We start from the raw sequence: 15,173 nt of genomic DNA on the forward strand, positions 1-15,173 counted from the left end.
ATGTCGGCGTGGCGGAGTGTGCGTAACGGCACCGCTCGCATAGCGTCAGCGCCCGTGAGCGGAGGCGACAGATACGGCGACATCTTTTCCGGACACCCACGCGCGAGGAAGCCCGTGACGTCCACCGTCCCGGCCGAGCGGGACCTGGTGGTCGAGGACGCGGGCACCGGTTTCTGCGGGGCAGTGGTGGGGTTCGAGCGCACCTACGACGGCGATTTCGTCCGGCTCGAGGACGGGGCGCGGCGCACCCGGTTGTTCGCGATGCGGGAGGCGGCGTTCCTGATCGACGGCAAACCGGTCACCCTGGTCCGGCCGGCGGCCAAGCCGGCCGGTCCGGCAACCACCCGATCGGCGTCGGGATCCACCAAGGTGGAGGGGTTGCGGGCCCGGACGGCGCTGCCGAGCCGGATCTGGGTGGAGGGTGTGCACGACGCCGCCCTCGTGGAACGGGTGTGGGGGCACGACCTGCGCGTCGAAGGTGTCGTCGTCGAGCACCTCGAGGGTCTCGACAATCTCGGGGAGCGGCTCGCCGAATTCCGGCCCGGCCCCGGACGGCGCGTCGGTGTCCTCGTCGATCATCTCGTCACCGGATCGAAGGAGACCCAGCTGACCCAGGGCCTCGGTCCGAATGTGCTCGTGACCGGGCATCCGTTCATCGACGTGTGGGAGGCGGTCCGCCCGTCGGCGGTGGGCATCGAGGCGTGGCCGAAGATCCCGCGCGGTGAGGACTGGAAGACCGGGGTGTGCCGCGAATTGGGGTGGGGGACACCGCGCGACGGCTGGCGCCGGGTCTATTCGGCCGTCAACACGTTCCGGGACCTGGAGGCGCCGCTGATCGGGGCGGTCGAACAGCTGGTCGACTTCGTCACCGTCGGTTCCGGAGATTCTGGTTAGATGGTGTTGTGGCTGCATTGATTTGGCTGGTAGCGGGGGTGCTGCTCGCCGCCGCGGAAGCGTTGACGGGGGACTTCTTCCTCCTCATGCTGGCGGGCGGTGCGCTGGCCACGGCCGGGGTCACCGCGATCACCGACTTCCCGGTCTGGGTCGACGCGGTGATCTTCGGCGTGCTGTCCCTCGCCCTGATCCTCGGGGTGCGTCCGGTGTTGTTGCGTAAGTTCGAGACCCCGCCGCCGACCCCGACCGGGATCGAGGCGCTGACCGGCAAGCAGGCCCTGGTGCTCGAGGAGGTCGCCGAACATGCGGGGCAGATCAAGCTCGGCGGCGACGTCTGGACGGCCCGCCCGCTCGACAGCACGGAAGTGTATCCACCGGGAACGACCGTGACGGTAATGCAAATTGACGGCGCGACCGCCGTCGTATGGAGGGGACCGTAGATGGCAGCGCTCATCGTGTTGATCGTGCTCGTGTTGTTCGTCGCCCTGGTGGTGGCCAAATCGGTGGCTCTGGTGCCGCAGGCCGAGGCCGCGGTGATCGAGCGACTGGGCCGGTACGCGCGGACCGTGTCGGGCCAGCTGACGTTCCTGATCCCCTTCGCGGACCGCATCCGGGCCAAGGTGGATCTGCGTGAACGGGTGGTGTCGTTCCCGCCGCAGCCTGTGATCACCCAGGACAACCTGACGCTGAACATCGACACCGTCGTGTACTTCCAGGTCACCAACCCGCAGGCCGCGGTGTACGAGATCAGCAACTACATCGTCGGTGTCGAGCAGTTGACCACCACCACGCTGCGCAACGTCGTCGGCGGGATGACGCTGGAGGAGACGCTCACCTCGCGTGACTCCATCAACGGGCAGCTGCGCGGCGTTCTGGACGAGGCCACCGGACGGTGGGGTCTGCGCGTCGCCCGGGTCGAACTCAAGAGCATCGATCCGCCGCCGTCGATCCAGGAGTCGATGGAGAAGCAGATGAAGGCGGACCGCGAGAAGCGGGCCACCATTCTCACCGCCGAGGGTCACCGGGAGTCGGCGATCAAGACCGCGGAGGGCGACAAGCAGTCCCGCATCCTCGCCGCGGAGGGCGCGAAGCAGGCGTCGATCCTCACGGCGGAGGGGGAGCGGCAGTCCCGCATCCTGCGGGCGCAGGGTGACCGGGCCGCGAAGTACCTGCAGGCGCAGGGGCAGGCGAAGGCGATCGAAAAGGTGTTCGCCGCAATCAAATCCGGCAAGCCCACCCCCGAACTCCTCGCCTATCAGTATCTGCAGACGCTGCCGCAGATGGCGCAGGGCGACGCGAACAAGGTGTGGCTGGTGCCCAGCGACTTCGGTGACGCCCTCAAGGGGTTCGCGAAGACCCTCGGCGCGCAGGGCCAGGACGGGGTGTTCCGGTACGAGCCGTCCACCGCCGAGGAGGATCTGCCCAAGCCCGAGGACGATTCGGAGGAGGTCGCCGACTGGTTCGAGACCAAGTCCGACCCGGCGATCGCGCAGGCTGTCCGCGCCGCGGAGGTCGAGGCACGTCGTCCCGTCGACGGGCCGGGACCGCTCGCGAAGTCCGGTGGCGCCGACGAGCATGCGCCGCTGGATCCGGGTGGAGCGCCCGGGCAGCTGCCCCCGCCCGTTACCCCGCCGGGTCACTGACCGACTCCGACGCGGGTTAGCGGCGCAGCAACGGGCGGCGCGGGTGAATGTCCCGCACCGATGGCGGGGACGGCTAGGTGATGAGGGCGCGTCCCGTTCCGCACACCGCGATCGCCCAGAGCACGCTGGTGAACGTGCCGATGATGAATTGTTCCGACGCGTGCGGTTCGCGGAGTTCGGGGTAGCGGGCCAGTCCCTTGACCGCCAGGACGACGGCGATGCCCTCCGGCCAGGCCGCGAGGATCGAGGCCGCGACGGCGGCACGCTCGAGGAGTCCGATGATCCGTCCGCCGCGCAGCGGCCCGGCGTCGGGCCGCGGGTCGGACCCGGCGTCGGGCTGGCGGCGCGCGATGCGGAACGCGGCGAGTACGAGGGGTGCCCCGCCGGTGGTGGCGGCCGCGACGCACAGGACGAGGGTCGCGGCGAGCGCGAAGCCCGTGACCGGTGTGGTGGCGGAGGCGGCGAGCGCGGCGACGGCCAGGGCGAGCGCGACCACGATCGGCGCCGCCCACTGCGACATCCAGCGGGGGCTGCGGGGCGCCGCGAGGATCAGGGGTGCGACGGCGGCGACGCCGAGGGCGATGAGTGCGAGGGTCGTCACGTGTCCGCCTTGCGTAGGAGTCGTTCGGCCAGTCGTCGTCCGGCGGTCTCGACGTGCCAGCCCGCGGTGGAGAGTCGTTGGGAGACTGCCTGTTTGCTGATGCCCAGCGCGTGGGCCGCCTCGGTCTGGGTGGATCCGTGCCGCATCTGCTCGACGGCCTCGCGGCCCTCCTCGGTGCGGCGCGCGACGAGGACCGCGACGAGAGTGAGGGCGGTGTCGGCGTCGGCGGCGCTCTCGGGGTCGGAGCCTTCGACGGCCACCCGGCCGGGGGCGCTCTTGGCGCGGTCGACGGCGACTCGTGCGGATTCGAACGCGGGGCCGCGCCCGGCCCGGGTCTCGGCGGGGAGGGGTTCTTCGACGGGTCCGGTGCCGATGCCGATGCTCCAGTGTTCGCGTCCGACGAGGTCGAGTGCGAGGTCGACGACGGTGGCCGGGTCCGCGACCACGGCCTGGACCTCGTCGCCGGCGGTCCGCTGGAACGGTCGGACGAGGTCACGGTTCGCGAATTCGGTGAGGAGTTGGGCGACGCGGTCGACGTCGCGGCGGCTTCCGCGCTGGTCGACCGTCAACACGAACATGGGTCAAGGTTAGAAACTGGATACCAAGATGTCAAGACTCAACGCTTGACTAGCTGGGTTCAAGGCTGCGCTATTGACTCGTCCTCGGCGGGGCGGTCGACGGCCACGTCCGGCATCGTGTCGCCGGAACCGTCCAGCGGCCGCCGGGAGTCCACCACCAGCCCGGCGATTCCGGCGACGATGCACACCGCGGACAGAACGAGAAGTGCCGGCTTCGTCTCCCCGGTGAGGGCGTCGCCGAGAACGACGATGCCGACGGTCCCCGGCAGCACACCGACCACCGTGGCCAGCACGTACGGGACCAGCCGGATCGAGGACACCCCGGCGCAGTAGTTCACCACGGAGAACGGGACGAACGCGATCAGTCGCAGCGAACCGACGGCGAGCCAGCCGCGCCGGGCGATCCGCTCGTCCACCCGGCGGATCGTCGGATTGGAGATGCGCTGCCACACCACGTCCCGGCCGACGGCGCGCACCAGGTAGAGGGCCAGCACGGCACTCACCGTCGATGCCAGCACCGCGATCGCGATGCCGAGCCACGCACCGAACAGCAGACCGGCACTCAGCGTGAACACCGTGCGGGGGAACGGGAACACCGTCACGAGCGCGTGCACTGCGAAGAAGACGAGCGGGAACGCCGGCCCGACCGACCGCGCCCATTCCCGCACCTGCAGCACGGACGGGTGCGGGGCCAGCAGCGCCACGACGACCAGCGCGACTGCCAGTACGGCGACGCCGATCACCCTGCGGTCCCCGAGGCGTCTCTTCACAGGGCACCAGGCTACCCGGGTGACCGGTGCGGGGCGTCGCGAGCGCCGGTCAGGACAGGCGTCGGCGCCCGGTCACGGTCGCCTCGACGCAGATCCGCCCGCCCGAGGTCCCGGCCACCCGGGCCACCGCAACCGAGCGGCCCGCCCTGACCACGTCCGCGGTGAACGTCGTGTCGCGGTCGAGGGGAATCGGGCGGAAATAGTTGATCCGCACAGACGCCGTGTCCATGTCCGCGCCGTCCCGGCTCAGGGCCGCGTTCGCCGCGAGATCATCGCGCAGCCTTGGACGCCGCCGTGCATGAACCCGAGTTTGTTCGCGACCAGCGGGTTGGCCGGCACCACGACCCGCACGCCGGGTCCGTCCTCGATCCGCCCACCGATCCAGTCGAGCGGCGCGACCCCCGGTTCCGGGAAGTCGGGGAGGGCCGACCCGTCCGCGCCCGGCGCCGGCAGGTCCACGAAGTTGCCCCACAGGGTGCCGGTGGCGATCAGGGCGCCCGCCGAGTCTTGGACGCGGGCGGTCGAGGTGCCGCCGTCGGCGGAGAGCGCGAGGAGCCGGCTCTCGGCCCGCAGCGTCGGTCCCTGCCACCGCCTGGGTGTCACGACGTCCACCGACAGCTCGGCCGTGACCAGGCCGTCGCGGATTCCGCGCCGGTCCCAGACGGTGAATCCGAGGAGATCGTCGAGCAGCACGGCGAGGACGCCGCCGTAGGCGGTCCGGGCGGTATTCGGGGCGAGCGCGCCGATGTCCATGCTCATACGATTGAGGGGTTCGCCGCGGTCGTCGACGTCCCGGGCCGGCGCGCCGAGACCGAACAACCGCTGAGTGGCGGTGCGATCGGTGACCACCGGTTCGTGCGCAATGCTCATGACCTGAGGTTATGCATCGTGTGGTGATCCTCACGATAGGGGGCGCCGAACTGCGGCTAGCATCACAGTCACACAACGTATTGATCGATCGCTCATCAGGGAGAGGAAGCCGACACCGTGTCATTAGCTTCAGAAGCCGAGGAAGCTGCGCGGGCGTACGCCGACTGGCAGCACTCCGTGGCCGGAGTCCTCGCGAAGTCGCGTCGGATCGACGCCGCGGAACTCGGTCCGGAACCCCAGAAGCTCCTCGAGACCGTCACCTACGACGGTGTCACCGTCGCGCCGCTGTACAGCCCGCGCGACGAGCGTCCGGAGCAGCCCCTGCCCGGCACCTTCCCCTACGTGCGTGGCGCGGACGCCACCCGGGACGTCAACGCGGGCTGGCTGGTCAGCGCCCGCTTCGGCGAGGGCGCGGAGGCGGCGGACGTCAACCGCTCCGTCCTCGACGCGCTGGAGAACGGTGTCAGCGCGCTGTGGCTCGCCGTCGGCGGCGCCGACCTTCCGATCCGGTCGCTGGAGGCGGCGCTCGACGGGGTGCTCCTCGACCTGGCTCCGCTCACCCTCGACGCCGGAACGGACGCACCGCTCGCGGCGCGAGCACTGTTCGCGTTGCTCGACGCGCGTGCCGCGGCGGGTGACGGGGTCACCGACCGCACCGCAGTCCGCGTCGACCTCGGGACCGCCCCGCTCACGAGCGCGTTCTCCGGTGTCGCCGACGTGGAGCTCGGCGACGCGGTGGCCCTCGCGGCCGAGTCCGCGGCGCGCTCGGAGAGCGTGCGGGCAATCACCGTGGACGGCACCGTGTTTCACAACGCCGGCGCGTCCGACGCCGAGGAACTCGGCGCGGCGATCGCGGCGGGCCTCGAATACCTGCGGGCCCTCACCGAGAGCGGCCTGACCATCGGGCAGGCGCTCGGGCAGCTCGGTTTCCGGTTCTCGGCCACCGACGACCAGTTCCAGACCATCGCCAAGTTCCGGGCGGCGCGGCTGGTGTGGGCGCGGATCGCCCAGGTGTGCGGCGCCTCCGACTTCGGCGGCGCTCCCCAGCACGCGGTCACCTCGGCCGCGATGATGGCGCAACGCGATCCGTGGGTGAACATGCTCCGCACGACGCTCGCCGCGTTCGGCGCCGGTGTCGGCGGCGCGGACGCCGTCACGGTGCTGCCGTTCGACGCCGCACTGCCCGCCGGGGCGCTGGGTGTGTCGAAGACCTTCGCCGCCCGCATCGCCCGCAACACCCAGCTGCTGCTGCTCGAGGAGTCGCATCTCGGCCGGGTGCTCGATCCGGCGTCCGGGTCGTGGTACGTCGAGGACCTCACCCAGCAGGTGGCGGCCAAGGCGTGGGAGTTCTTCCAGCAGATCGAGGCGGCAGGCGGCTACGTCGCCGCGCTCGATGCCGGCCTGATCGGCGACCGGATCGCGTCCACCCGCGCCCAACGTGATTCGGACATCGCGCACCGCAAGACCACCGTCACCGGGGTCAACGAGTTCCCGAACCTCGCGGAAGCGCCGCTGCCCGCGGGCGCCGCCGAGACCGGGAGCGTCGCCCGGTACGCCGCGGCGTTCGAGGCGCTGCGGGACCGCTCCGACACCTTCCTGGCGGCACACGGTGCACGACCCGCCGTCTTCCTGGCCCCGCTCGGCCCCGTCGCCGAGCACAACGTGCGGACCACGTTCAGCACCAACCTGCTGGCATCGGGCGGCATCGAAGCCCGCAACCCCGGTCCCCTCGCCATCGGTGACGGCAGCATCGCCGCCGCCGCGAAGGACTCCGGCGCCGGCATCGCGGTGATCTGCGGTACCGACAAGCGGTACGCCGCCGAGGCCACGGCCGCGGTGGAGGAACTGCGCGCGGCCGGTGTCGGCACCGTGCTGCTCGCCGGCCCGGAGAAGGTCGTTGCCGACGCGGACGGCTCCGCCCGGCCCGACGGATTCGTCACCGCCCGTATCGACGCAGTCTCGGTCCTGTCCGGCCTGCTCGACACCATCGAGAGCTCGAGTGACTCCTCGGGCGACACAGGGAGCAAGAAGTGACTACTCGCGAGGTCAAGCACGCGATCGGCAGCTTCGCCGACGTGCCACTGGAGGATCCGCAGTTTCCGCAGCCGTCCGCCCCGACCCCGGAGCAGACGGACGAGCTGATCGCATCCGCCGCGGCCGCCAACCACTACAGCCCCGAACAGGTGGTGTGGTCCACGCCCGAGGGCATCGACGTCAAACCGGTCTTCACCAAGGCCGACCGTGACGCCGCCGAGGCCGAGGGCTACCCGGTGGGCAGTTTCCCCGGCGCCGCACCGTTCGTGCGCGGACCGTACCCCACCATGTACGTGAACCAGCCGTGGACGATCCGCCAGTACGCGGGCTTCTCCACCGCCGCCGAATCCAACGCCTTCTACCGCCGCAACCTCGCGGCCGGGCAGAAGGGTCTGTCGGTGGCGTTCGACCTGGCGACGCACCGCGGTTACGACTCCGACCATCCGCGGGTGCAGGGTGACGTCGGCATGGCCGGGGTGGCGATCGACTCGATCCTGGACATGCGTCAGCTGTTCGACCACATCCCGCTCGACAGCGTCAGCGTCTCGATGACCATGAACGGTGCGGTGCTGCCGATCCTCGCGCTGTACGTCGTGGCCGCCGAGGAGCAGGGTGTCGCCCCGGAGCAGCTGGCCGGAACCATTCAGAACGACATTCTGAAGGAGTTCATGGTCCGCAACACCTACATCTATCCGCCGAAGCCGTCGATGCGGATCATCTCCGACATCTTCGCGTACACCAGCGCGAAGATGCCGAAGTTCAACTCGATCTCCATCTCCGGCTACCACATCCAGGAGGCCGGGGCCACCGCCGACCTGGAGCTCGCGTACACCCTCGCGGACGGTGTCGAGTACATCCGGGCCGGCCTCGACGCCGGCATGGAGATCGACAAGTTCGCGCCCCGGTTGTCGTTCTTCTGGGCGATCGGCATGAACTTCTTCATGGAGGTCGCGAAGCTGCGGGCGGGTCGCCTGCTGTGGAGTGAACTGGTCGCGAAGTTCGAACCGAAGTCCGCGAAATCATTGTCGCTGCGCACCCACTCGCAGACGTCGGGCTGGTCGCTGACCGCGCAGGACGTCTACAACAACGTGGCCCGCACATGCGTCGAGGCGATGGCGGCGACGCAGGGGCACACCCAGTCGCTGCACACCAACGCCCTCGACGAGGCCCTCGCCCTGCCGACGGACTTCTCCGCCCGCATCGCCCGCAACACCCAGCTGCTGCTGCAGCAGGAGTCGGGGACCGTCCGTCCCATCGACCCCTGGGGCGGATCGCACTACGTCGAGTGGCTCACCCACCAGCTGGCGAACCGGGCCCGCGCACACATCGCCGAGGTCGAAGAGGCCGGCGGCATGGCGCAGGCGATCAGCGAGGGCATCCCGAAGCTGCGGATCGAGGAGGCCGCGGCCCGCACGCAGGCCCGCATCGACTCCGGCCGGCAGCCGCTCGTCGGCGTCAACAAGTACGTGCCGGACGAGGCCGACGAGATCGAGGTCCTCAAGGTCGAGAACTCGCGGGTCCGCAAGGAGCAGCTCGAGAAGCTGGACCGGCTGCGCGCCGACCGCGACTCGGACGCCGTCGAGGCGGCGCTCGCCGAACTGAGCCGCGCCGCGGCCACCACCGAGGCCGGGGCGAGCGAAGCGACGGGTCATGTCTCGATGGAGAACAACCTGCTGGCCCTGGCGATCGATGCGGCCCGCGCGAAGGCGACGGTCGGCGAGATCTCCGAGGCGCTCGAGAAGGTGTACGGGCGTCACCAGGCCGAGATCCGGACCATCAGCGGTGTGTACCGGGACGAGGCCGGAAAGGTCGACAACATCAACAAGGCAACGGAACTCGTCGAGAAGTTCGCGGAGGAGGAGGGTCGGCGTCCCCGTGTCCTCATCGCCAAGATGGGACAGGACGGCCACGACCGCGGCCAGAAGGTGATCGCCACGGCCTTCGCGGACATCGGATTCGACGTGGACGTGGGACCGCTGTTCCAGACCCCGGAAGAGGTCGCCAACCAGGCGGCCGACAACGACGTCCACGTGGTCGGTGTGTCGTCGTTGGCCGCAGGTCACCTCACGCTGGTGCCTGCGCTCCGGGAAGCCCTCGCCGCAGTGGGACGTCCCGACATCATGATCGTGGTCGGTGGCGTCATCCCGCCCGGCGATTTCGCCGAACTGTACGAGGCGGGTGCCGCCGCGATCTTCCCGCCCGGGACGGTCATCGCAGACGCCGCCAGCGGTCTGCTCGAGAAGCTGGCCGCGCAGCTCGGCCACGACCTGACGGGCACCCCGGAATAGCATGGGGCGGCCTCCAGTCGACATCGATGCCCTCGCCCAGGCCGTGCGCGCCAATCAGCGCGCCGGCCTGGCGAAGGCCATCACCCTGGTCGAGTCCACCCGGACCGACCACCGTGAGGCGGCGCAGCGGCTGCTGCTCGAGTTGCTGCCGGAATCGGGGAAGGCGCACCGGGTCGGGATCACCGGTGTGCCCGGCGTCGGGAAGTCCACGTTCATCGACGCGCTCGGGATGCACCTGATCGGGCAGGGGCACCGGGTGGCGGTCCTGGCCGTCGACCCGTCGTCGACGCGCACGGGCGGGTCGATCCTCGGTGACAAGACGCGGATGGCGCGTCTGACCGTCGAGAAGGACGCCTACATCCGGCCGTCACCGACGTCGGGCACCCTCGGCGGTGTCGCGAAGGCGACCCGCGAGACGATCGTGCTGCTCGAGGCCGCCGGATTCGACGTGATCCTCGTCGAGACGGTGGGTGTCGGGCAGTCCGAGGTGACGGTCGCGAACATGGTGGACTGCTTCTGCTTCCTCACCCTGGCCCGCACCGGCGACCAGTTGCAGGGCATCAAGAAGGGTGTCCTCGAACTCGCCGACCTCGTCGCCGTGAACAAGGCGGACGGCAAGCACGAGCGGGAGGCGAAGGGCGCCGCCCGGGAGCTCGCAGGGGCGCTGCGGCTGATCTACCCGCACGACGCCGTCTGGACGCCGCCGGTGATCACGATGAGCGGTCTCGAGGGTGTCGGTCTCGAGGACTTCTGGAATACCGTCTGCCGGCACCGTGAGGTGCTGACCGCGGCCGGGCAGTTCGAGGAGAACCGCCGCCGCCAGCAGGTGGACTGGACGTGGACGATGGTCAACGATCAGCTGCTGCGCCGGCTCGCGTCCAACACCCGGGTCAAGGCGATCCGCGGCGACGTCGAACAGCGGGTGCGGGACGGTTCCCTGACGGCGGCGCTGGCCGCCGCCAAGATCCTCGACGCGTTCGACGGCACGGACGCGTCAGCCGACTGATTTCGCGAAGCGCCCGACCCGGTCGACGAGATCGTCGAAGAACGCGACCGGGTCGGTGCTCACCGCGATGTCGACGTTGGGTTCCCGGTTCCAGTGGCCCACCCAGTCGGCGACCGTGGTGCCCCGGGTGAGCCGGCCGTGCAGTTCGACGTCGACCGTGGCCGGACGGGTCCTTGTGATCGCCGGGTTCAGCGCCACCGCCGCCGCGAACGGGTCGTGCATGTGCGCCAGGAAACCCTGGTCGTGGGTGCGGTGAAACTCCATGTAGAACCGGATGGCGTCGGACAGGTGCCGGATCACCGGGTTGGACGCGGTCGAGCGCACCTGCGGTCCGTCGTCGGGGGAGATGATCTCGGCGGGTGCGCTTCCCGCCGCCTCCGCCAGCCGCCGGACGTGATCCGGTGTCATCTCGATCGTTTCGGTGACGTCCAGTCCGCACAGGATCGGACGGCTGCCCTCCGGCAGCCCGGAGAACGCGTCGAACACCTCCTTGGCCGCCTCCGGATCCACCGACACGTTCCATTCACTGGTGGGGGTGGTGTTGCCGGGGTGGTTGAACGCCCCGCCCATCACGACCAGGCGCCGCAGCAACCGGGGCAGTGCGGGTTCCTCGCGGATCGCGAGGGCCAGGTTCGTCAGCGGCCCGGTCACCAACCCGGTCAGCTCGCCGGGGTGGGCGCGGACCAGGTCGACCCACAAGGTGGTGGCGTCCCGCTCCGACAGCGACCGCCCGGACAGGGGGAGTACGGCGTACCCGATGCCCTGGGGTCCGTGCGTGTCCTCGGTGGTGCGCAGCGGGCAGTCCAGCGGCACCCGGGCGCCGAGCGCCACCTCGATGTCGGGTGCGCCGCACAGGGCGAGCCAGTTCAGGTTGTTCGCCGCGACCTGCTCGACGGGCACGTTGCCGGCGGTGCTGGCGATGCCGACGATCTCGGCCTCCGGGCTGGCCAGCAGGTACAGCAGGGCGAGGGAGTCGTCGATGCCGGTGTCGACGTCCACGATCAGCCGCTGTCTGCTCACGCCGTCACCACCGTCGGCCGGTGGTGCACGGGGAACGCGACCGACCGGGCGATGAAGCACCTCGCGTGCGCCCGGGCGTGCAGCGACTCGGCGCGCGCGGCCATCGCCGCATCCGCGACGGTCACCGTCGGATGCAGCACGACCTCGGTGAACTCGCCCGCCCCGTCCGGGTGTTCGACCATCGTTCCCGTCGGGTCGTCCCGGTAGTCGACGACGACCACACCGGTCGCGGCGGCCAGGCCCAGATACCAGAGCATGTGGCACTGCGACAGCGACGCGACGAGCAGTTCCTCCGGATTCCAGCGGGTGGCGTCGCCGCGGAACGACGGGTCCGCGCTGCCCGGCAGATCGGGTTTTCCGGCCGCCGCGATCACGTGGTGGCGGTCGTAGGCGTCCGGGCCCGACGTTCCCGCGCCGCGGTTGCCGGTCCAGGTGACCGTCAGCGTGTAGTCGTGTGTGCTCACCCGACCATTCTTCACGGCCGCGCGATGAGTTTCGCCGGCGGGCACGGTCTGCCTACGTAGAGCACGACACGGCGACCGGAGGAGACTGACATGGCACGGGACCCGGCACGGGACACGGCACCGGACTGGGTCGCAGCGGAGCGGCGCGACCTGGCGTCGATGCTGGCGGGACTGACGCCGGAGCAATGGGACGCGCCGTCGCTGTGCGCGGGGTGGCGCAGCCGGGAGGTGATCGCGCACATCACCATGCCGTACCGCCTGTCGACGCCGCGGATCCTGCTGAAGATGGTGAAGGCGCGCGGCAACTTCAACCGGATGTCGGACGCGCAGGCCCGCGAGGACGCACGGACCCTGACCGCCGACGCGCTGCTGCACACGCTGGAGGAGAACGTCGCGCACCCGTGGAAGCCGCCGGGCGGCGGCTTCGAGGGGGCACTGTCCCACGACGTGATCCACGGTCTCGACGTGTCGGTGGCGCTCGGCCTGGGCAGGCGGGTCCCGGACGACCGCCTCGACCGGGTCCTCGGCGGCGTCGGCCCGAAGCACGTCAAGTACTTCGGCACCGACCTGGCGGGAGTGCAGCTGACGGCGGACGACCGCGCCTGGACCTACGGTGCGGGCGCGCCGCTGCGCGGTTCCGCCCAGGACCTGCTCCTCGTGCTGTGCGGACGCCGGGTGCCGCCGGGACATCTGACGGGGGAACCGAGCCCGCGGTTCACGGCGACGGTATGACACCGGACCAGCCGGGGGTGTCGCCACCCCAGGGCCGGGCCGGTGACGGGTAGTCGTCGAACTCGGCCAGGGCGGGACGGGCGGTCACCAGGTCGCCGTGCGCGGTGAGGCACCGGAGCCCCGGCATCGCGGCAGGCGGCGGATCCTCGGATCGGCCGTCCGCGGTCAGCAGCCACGCGCCGGTGCGGGCGAGTGACACGTCGACGGACCGGCCGCGTCCGTCGACGTGCCCCGCGGCGAGGGCGTCGACGATGCCGGCGGCGAGCAGGTAGCCGGTCGCGTGATCGAGTGCCTGCGCGGGAAGAGCGCCCGGGGTGTTGTCGCGACCCTCGATTCTCGCGATCCCCGACGCCGCCTGGACGATGCTGTCGAAGCCGCGGCGGTGCGCCCAGGGGCCGGAGCCGCCCCACGCGCATACCCGTCCCCGCACCAGATGGTCGGGGGCGTCGTCGAGTAGACCGTCCAGCGCGCCCGGACGGTACCCGGTGACCACCACGTCGGCCTCGGCGAGCAGGCTGTCCCACACGAGCCTGCCGTCCGCGGACCGCACGTCGAGCAGCGCGGATCGTTTGCCCTGCCCGGTGTCCCGGTGCTGCACCACGATTTCCGGGAGGGACGGCGGATCGATCCGCAGCACCTCGGCTCCGAGCAGCGCCAGGGTGCGGGTGGCGACGGGGCCGGCGATCACCCGGGTCAGGTCGAGGACCTTCACCCCCGCCAACGGCCCCCGGCCGGATTCCCGGCGGGAGCGTTGCCGTGTCCCGGGACGGGAGCTCTCGGCGTGCACGACGGTGGACACGAGGTCGCCGGACGCCGCGGCCGCACCCTGCGGGCTCGCCGCCCACTCCGCCGCGGTCCGCACGCGCACGGCGATGGCCTGCGCTACGGCGGCACGGTCCTCGACGTCGGCGGCGGTCAGGTTCCCGACCCGGGCGGCCACCGCGTCGCGGCCGGCGTCGGCCGAGAGGTCGAGTGCCGCCAACAGTCTCGCGCGGTGGTGCGGGTAGTTGGCATGGGTCCGCACCCAGCCGTCCGACGCCGCGAAGAAACCCGACAGTTCCGCGAAACCCGACACCGGGGAACCCGACACCCGCAGCAGCCGGTCGCTCGCGAACGACGCGGCGATCCGCTCCGGGTCGAGCCGCCACGACCGGGGTTCCCGCCCGTGCACGGCGTCGAGCCGGTCGACGGCGCCGGTGAGGGCGGCCACCGAACCGGCCGCCAACGCGAGGACGGGGAGGCGGGCCGCCAGGTAGTCGCCCGGGTCGCCGTAGTCGATGACGGTGGGGATCATGCGACACCTACCCGGTCCAGCCAGAAGTCGAGCATGTCGGCGCCGTCGAGGGTGGTGGCCAACAGTTCGGTCTGCGTGACGATCTCGGCACAGTAGCGGTCGTAGCCCGTGAGAGTCATGGGCTCACGGTAGCGAGCAACCGGCGGCACCGGTCACGCAATACGGCACGAAGCGGTGCGGCGCGGGCGGCCAGCGCCGACTGCTCCCGGACGTACTCGGCGCGGCCGTGCGGGGTCTCGATCGGGATCGGGGTGTACCCGTAGGCGGTCAGGTCGTACGGGCTGGCCCGCATGTCGAGTTCCCGTGCGGCGAGCGCCAGCTCGAAGCAGTCGACGGTCAGGTCCGAGTCGATCATCGGCGCCAGCTTGTAGCAGTACTTGTACAAATCCATGGACGCGTGCAGGCACCCGGGCTGTTCCCGCCCGAGCTGGTCTTCGCGGGTCAACGGCTCACTGTTCCGCGGTTCGGCGGCGGGGGTGAAGAACCGAAACGCGTCGTAGTGGGTGCAGCGCAGGTGCAGCGATTCCACGACGGAGTCGGTGCCGCCCGGCCCGAGCCGCAGCGGGACGCTGCCGTGCCGAACCTCGTCCGATCGGTAGACCATCGCCCACTCGTGCAGGCCGAAGCAGGCCAGGTGGGTGGGACGCCCGGCGGTCGCCTCCATCAGTCGTGCGGTGAAGGCGACCGTGTCCGAGCGGCGCTGCAGGAACTCCGGGTCGACGGTGACCCCGCGGTCGGCGCGGTGATACCCGCGGAGTTCGGCGTACTCGTCCCCGCCGGTGAGGACCGTTCCCCACCCGGGGTGCCAGCGCAGCAGCTGATTCGGCCGGTAGCTGTAATAGGTGAAGAGGAAGTCGATCACCGGGTGGGTCTCGCTGCGTTCCCGGCGCTCCAGGTGCGGTCCGATCAGTGCGGACACCCTCGCCCGGTGCCGGTCGCGGCGAGGGATCCACTCCGACGCATCCAGAACGTCCATCCG

17 protein-coding genes are annotated in these 15,173 nt (G+C 70.8%); 7 read left to right on the forward strand and 10 right to left on the reverse strand.

From position 1 onward, the window contains the following. Nucleotides 1-54: 54 nt before the first annotated feature. Genes CJ177_RS10195 through CJ177_RS10205 form a run of 3 tightly spaced genes read left to right on the forward strand, consistent with a single transcriptional unit; the run spans nucleotide 55 to nucleotide 2,537 of the window. Nucleotides 55-894 carry a DUF3097 domain-containing protein gene (locus CJ177_RS10195; RefSeq protein ID WP_095867702.1) on the forward strand — a complete coding sequence of 280 codons (840 nt, stop codon included), beginning with the start codon at nucleotides 55-57 and terminating at the stop codon, nucleotides 892-894. A gap of 8 nt (nucleotides 895-902) precedes the next feature. Next, on the forward strand, nucleotides 903-1,334 hold the full coding sequence (locus CJ177_RS10200; protein ID WP_005241863.1) for an NfeD family protein: 432 nt from the start codon (nucleotides 903-905) through the stop codon (nucleotides 1,332-1,334). Beyond that, nucleotides 1,335-2,537, forward strand: a complete 1,203-nt coding sequence (locus tag CJ177_RS10205) for an SPFH domain-containing protein (RefSeq protein WP_025432545.1) — start codon at nucleotides 1,335-1,337, stop codon at nucleotides 2,535-2,537. It abuts the gene before it with no gap. A 73-nt stretch (nucleotides 2,538-2,610) separates the two neighbouring features. Here CJ177_RS10205 and CJ177_RS10210 read toward each other — a convergent pair whose 3' ends face one another. From CJ177_RS10210 to CJ177_RS10225, 5 genes are read right to left on the reverse strand one after another with little or no spacing between them, the layout of a single operon-like run. Further along, complete coding sequence (locus tag CJ177_RS10210; RefSeq protein WP_025432547.1) at nucleotides 2,611-3,138, reverse strand: hypothetical protein; 528 nt, start codon at nucleotides 3,136-3,138, stop codon at nucleotides 2,611-2,613. Then, nucleotides 3,135-3,716, reverse strand: a complete 582-nt coding sequence (locus tag CJ177_RS10215; protein WP_025432548.1) for a hypothetical protein — start codon at nucleotides 3,714-3,716, stop codon at nucleotides 3,135-3,137. The genes CJ177_RS10210 and CJ177_RS10215 overlap by 4 nt, the downstream gene beginning before the upstream one ends. Before the next feature lie 59 nt (nucleotides 3,717-3,775). Continuing rightward, the gene (locus CJ177_RS10220; RefSeq protein ID WP_257014456.1) at nucleotides 3,776-4,486 is read right to left on the reverse strand and encodes a TVP38/TMEM64 family protein; all 711 of its coding nucleotides are present in this window, start codon (nucleotides 4,484-4,486) and stop codon (nucleotides 3,776-3,778) included. A gap of 49 nt (nucleotides 4,487-4,535) precedes the next feature. Further along, the gene (locus CJ177_RS48215) at nucleotides 4,536-4,715 is read right to left on the reverse strand and encodes an acyl-CoA thioesterase domain-containing protein (protein WP_231914210.1); all 180 of its coding nucleotides are present in this window, start codon (nucleotides 4,713-4,715) and stop codon (nucleotides 4,536-4,538) included. 17 nt (nucleotides 4,716-4,732) lie between these two features. After that, nucleotides 4,733-5,356 carry a PaaI family thioesterase gene (locus CJ177_RS10225; RefSeq protein ID WP_257014457.1) on the reverse strand — a complete coding sequence of 208 codons (624 nt, stop codon included), beginning with the start codon at nucleotides 5,354-5,356 and terminating at the stop codon, nucleotides 4,733-4,735. 117 nt (nucleotides 5,357-5,473) lie between these two features. Between CJ177_RS10225 and mutA the strand changes: the two genes are divergently transcribed. The 3 genes from mutA to meaB are packed head-to-tail and all read left to right on the forward strand — an operon-like array spanning nucleotide 5,474 to nucleotide 10,684. Continuing rightward, entirely contained in the window at nucleotides 5,474-7,390 is a 1,917-nt protein-coding gene (mutA, locus tag CJ177_RS10230; protein WP_095867659.1) for a methylmalonyl-CoA mutase small subunit, read from the forward strand. Next, nucleotides 7,387-9,678, forward strand: a complete 2,292-nt coding sequence (gene scpA, locus CJ177_RS10235; protein ID WP_005246063.1) for a methylmalonyl-CoA mutase — start codon at nucleotides 7,387-7,389, stop codon at nucleotides 9,676-9,678. The genes mutA and scpA overlap by 4 nt, the downstream gene beginning before the upstream one ends. A 1-nt stretch (nucleotide 9,679) precedes the next feature. Further along, a complete protein-coding gene (meaB, locus tag CJ177_RS10240; protein WP_095867660.1) occupies nucleotides 9,680-10,684 on the forward strand; it encodes a methylmalonyl Co-A mutase-associated GTPase MeaB in 1,005 nt (334 codons plus the stop codon). Here meaB and CJ177_RS10245 read toward each other — a convergent pair. Continuing rightward, a complete protein-coding gene (locus CJ177_RS10245) occupies nucleotides 10,673-11,704 on the reverse strand; it encodes a nucleoside hydrolase (RefSeq protein ID WP_095867661.1) in 1,032 nt (343 codons plus the stop codon). The genes meaB and CJ177_RS10245 overlap by 12 nt on opposite strands. Then, nucleotides 11,701-12,168, reverse strand: a complete 468-nt coding sequence (locus CJ177_RS10250) for an OsmC family protein (RefSeq protein WP_179443188.1) — start codon at nucleotides 12,166-12,168, stop codon at nucleotides 11,701-11,703. The genes CJ177_RS10245 and CJ177_RS10250 overlap by 4 nt, the downstream gene beginning before the upstream one ends. A 90-nt stretch (nucleotides 12,169-12,258) precedes the next feature. Between CJ177_RS10250 and CJ177_RS10255 the strand changes: the two genes are divergently transcribed. Beyond that, nucleotides 12,259-12,900 carry a maleylpyruvate isomerase family mycothiol-dependent enzyme gene (locus CJ177_RS10255; RefSeq protein ID WP_095867663.1) on the forward strand — a complete coding sequence of 214 codons (642 nt, stop codon included), beginning with the start codon at nucleotides 12,259-12,261 and terminating at the stop codon, nucleotides 12,898-12,900. On the opposite strand, the gene CJ177_RS10260 is transcribed toward CJ177_RS10255, so the two are convergent. The 3 genes from CJ177_RS10260 to CJ177_RS10265 are packed head-to-tail and all read right to left on the reverse strand — an operon-like array spanning nucleotide 12,884 to nucleotide 15,170. After that, entirely contained in the window at nucleotides 12,884-14,194 is a 1,311-nt protein-coding gene (locus tag CJ177_RS10260; RefSeq protein WP_143548662.1) for a CoA transferase, read from the reverse strand. The two genes, CJ177_RS10255 and CJ177_RS10260, sit on opposite strands and share 17 nt — an antisense overlap. Next, entirely contained in the window at nucleotides 14,191-14,313 is a 123-nt protein-coding gene (locus CJ177_RS49345; RefSeq protein WP_257014458.1) for a hypothetical protein, read from the reverse strand. Before CJ177_RS49345 ends, CJ177_RS10260 begins: the two co-directional genes overlap by 4 nt. Beyond that, entirely contained in the window at nucleotides 14,310-15,170 is an 861-nt protein-coding gene (locus CJ177_RS10265; RefSeq protein ID WP_095867664.1) for a 3-methyladenine DNA glycosylase, read from the reverse strand. Before CJ177_RS10265 ends, CJ177_RS49345 begins: the two co-directional genes overlap by 4 nt. Nucleotides 15,171-15,173 lie beyond the last annotated feature (3 nt).

Origin of the sequence: Rhodococcus sp. ACPA1, assembly GCF_002300195.1 — a bacterium.
Classification (GTDB): Bacteria; Actinomycetota; Actinomycetes; order Mycobacteriales; family Mycobacteriaceae; genus Rhodococcus_F; species Rhodococcus_F opacus.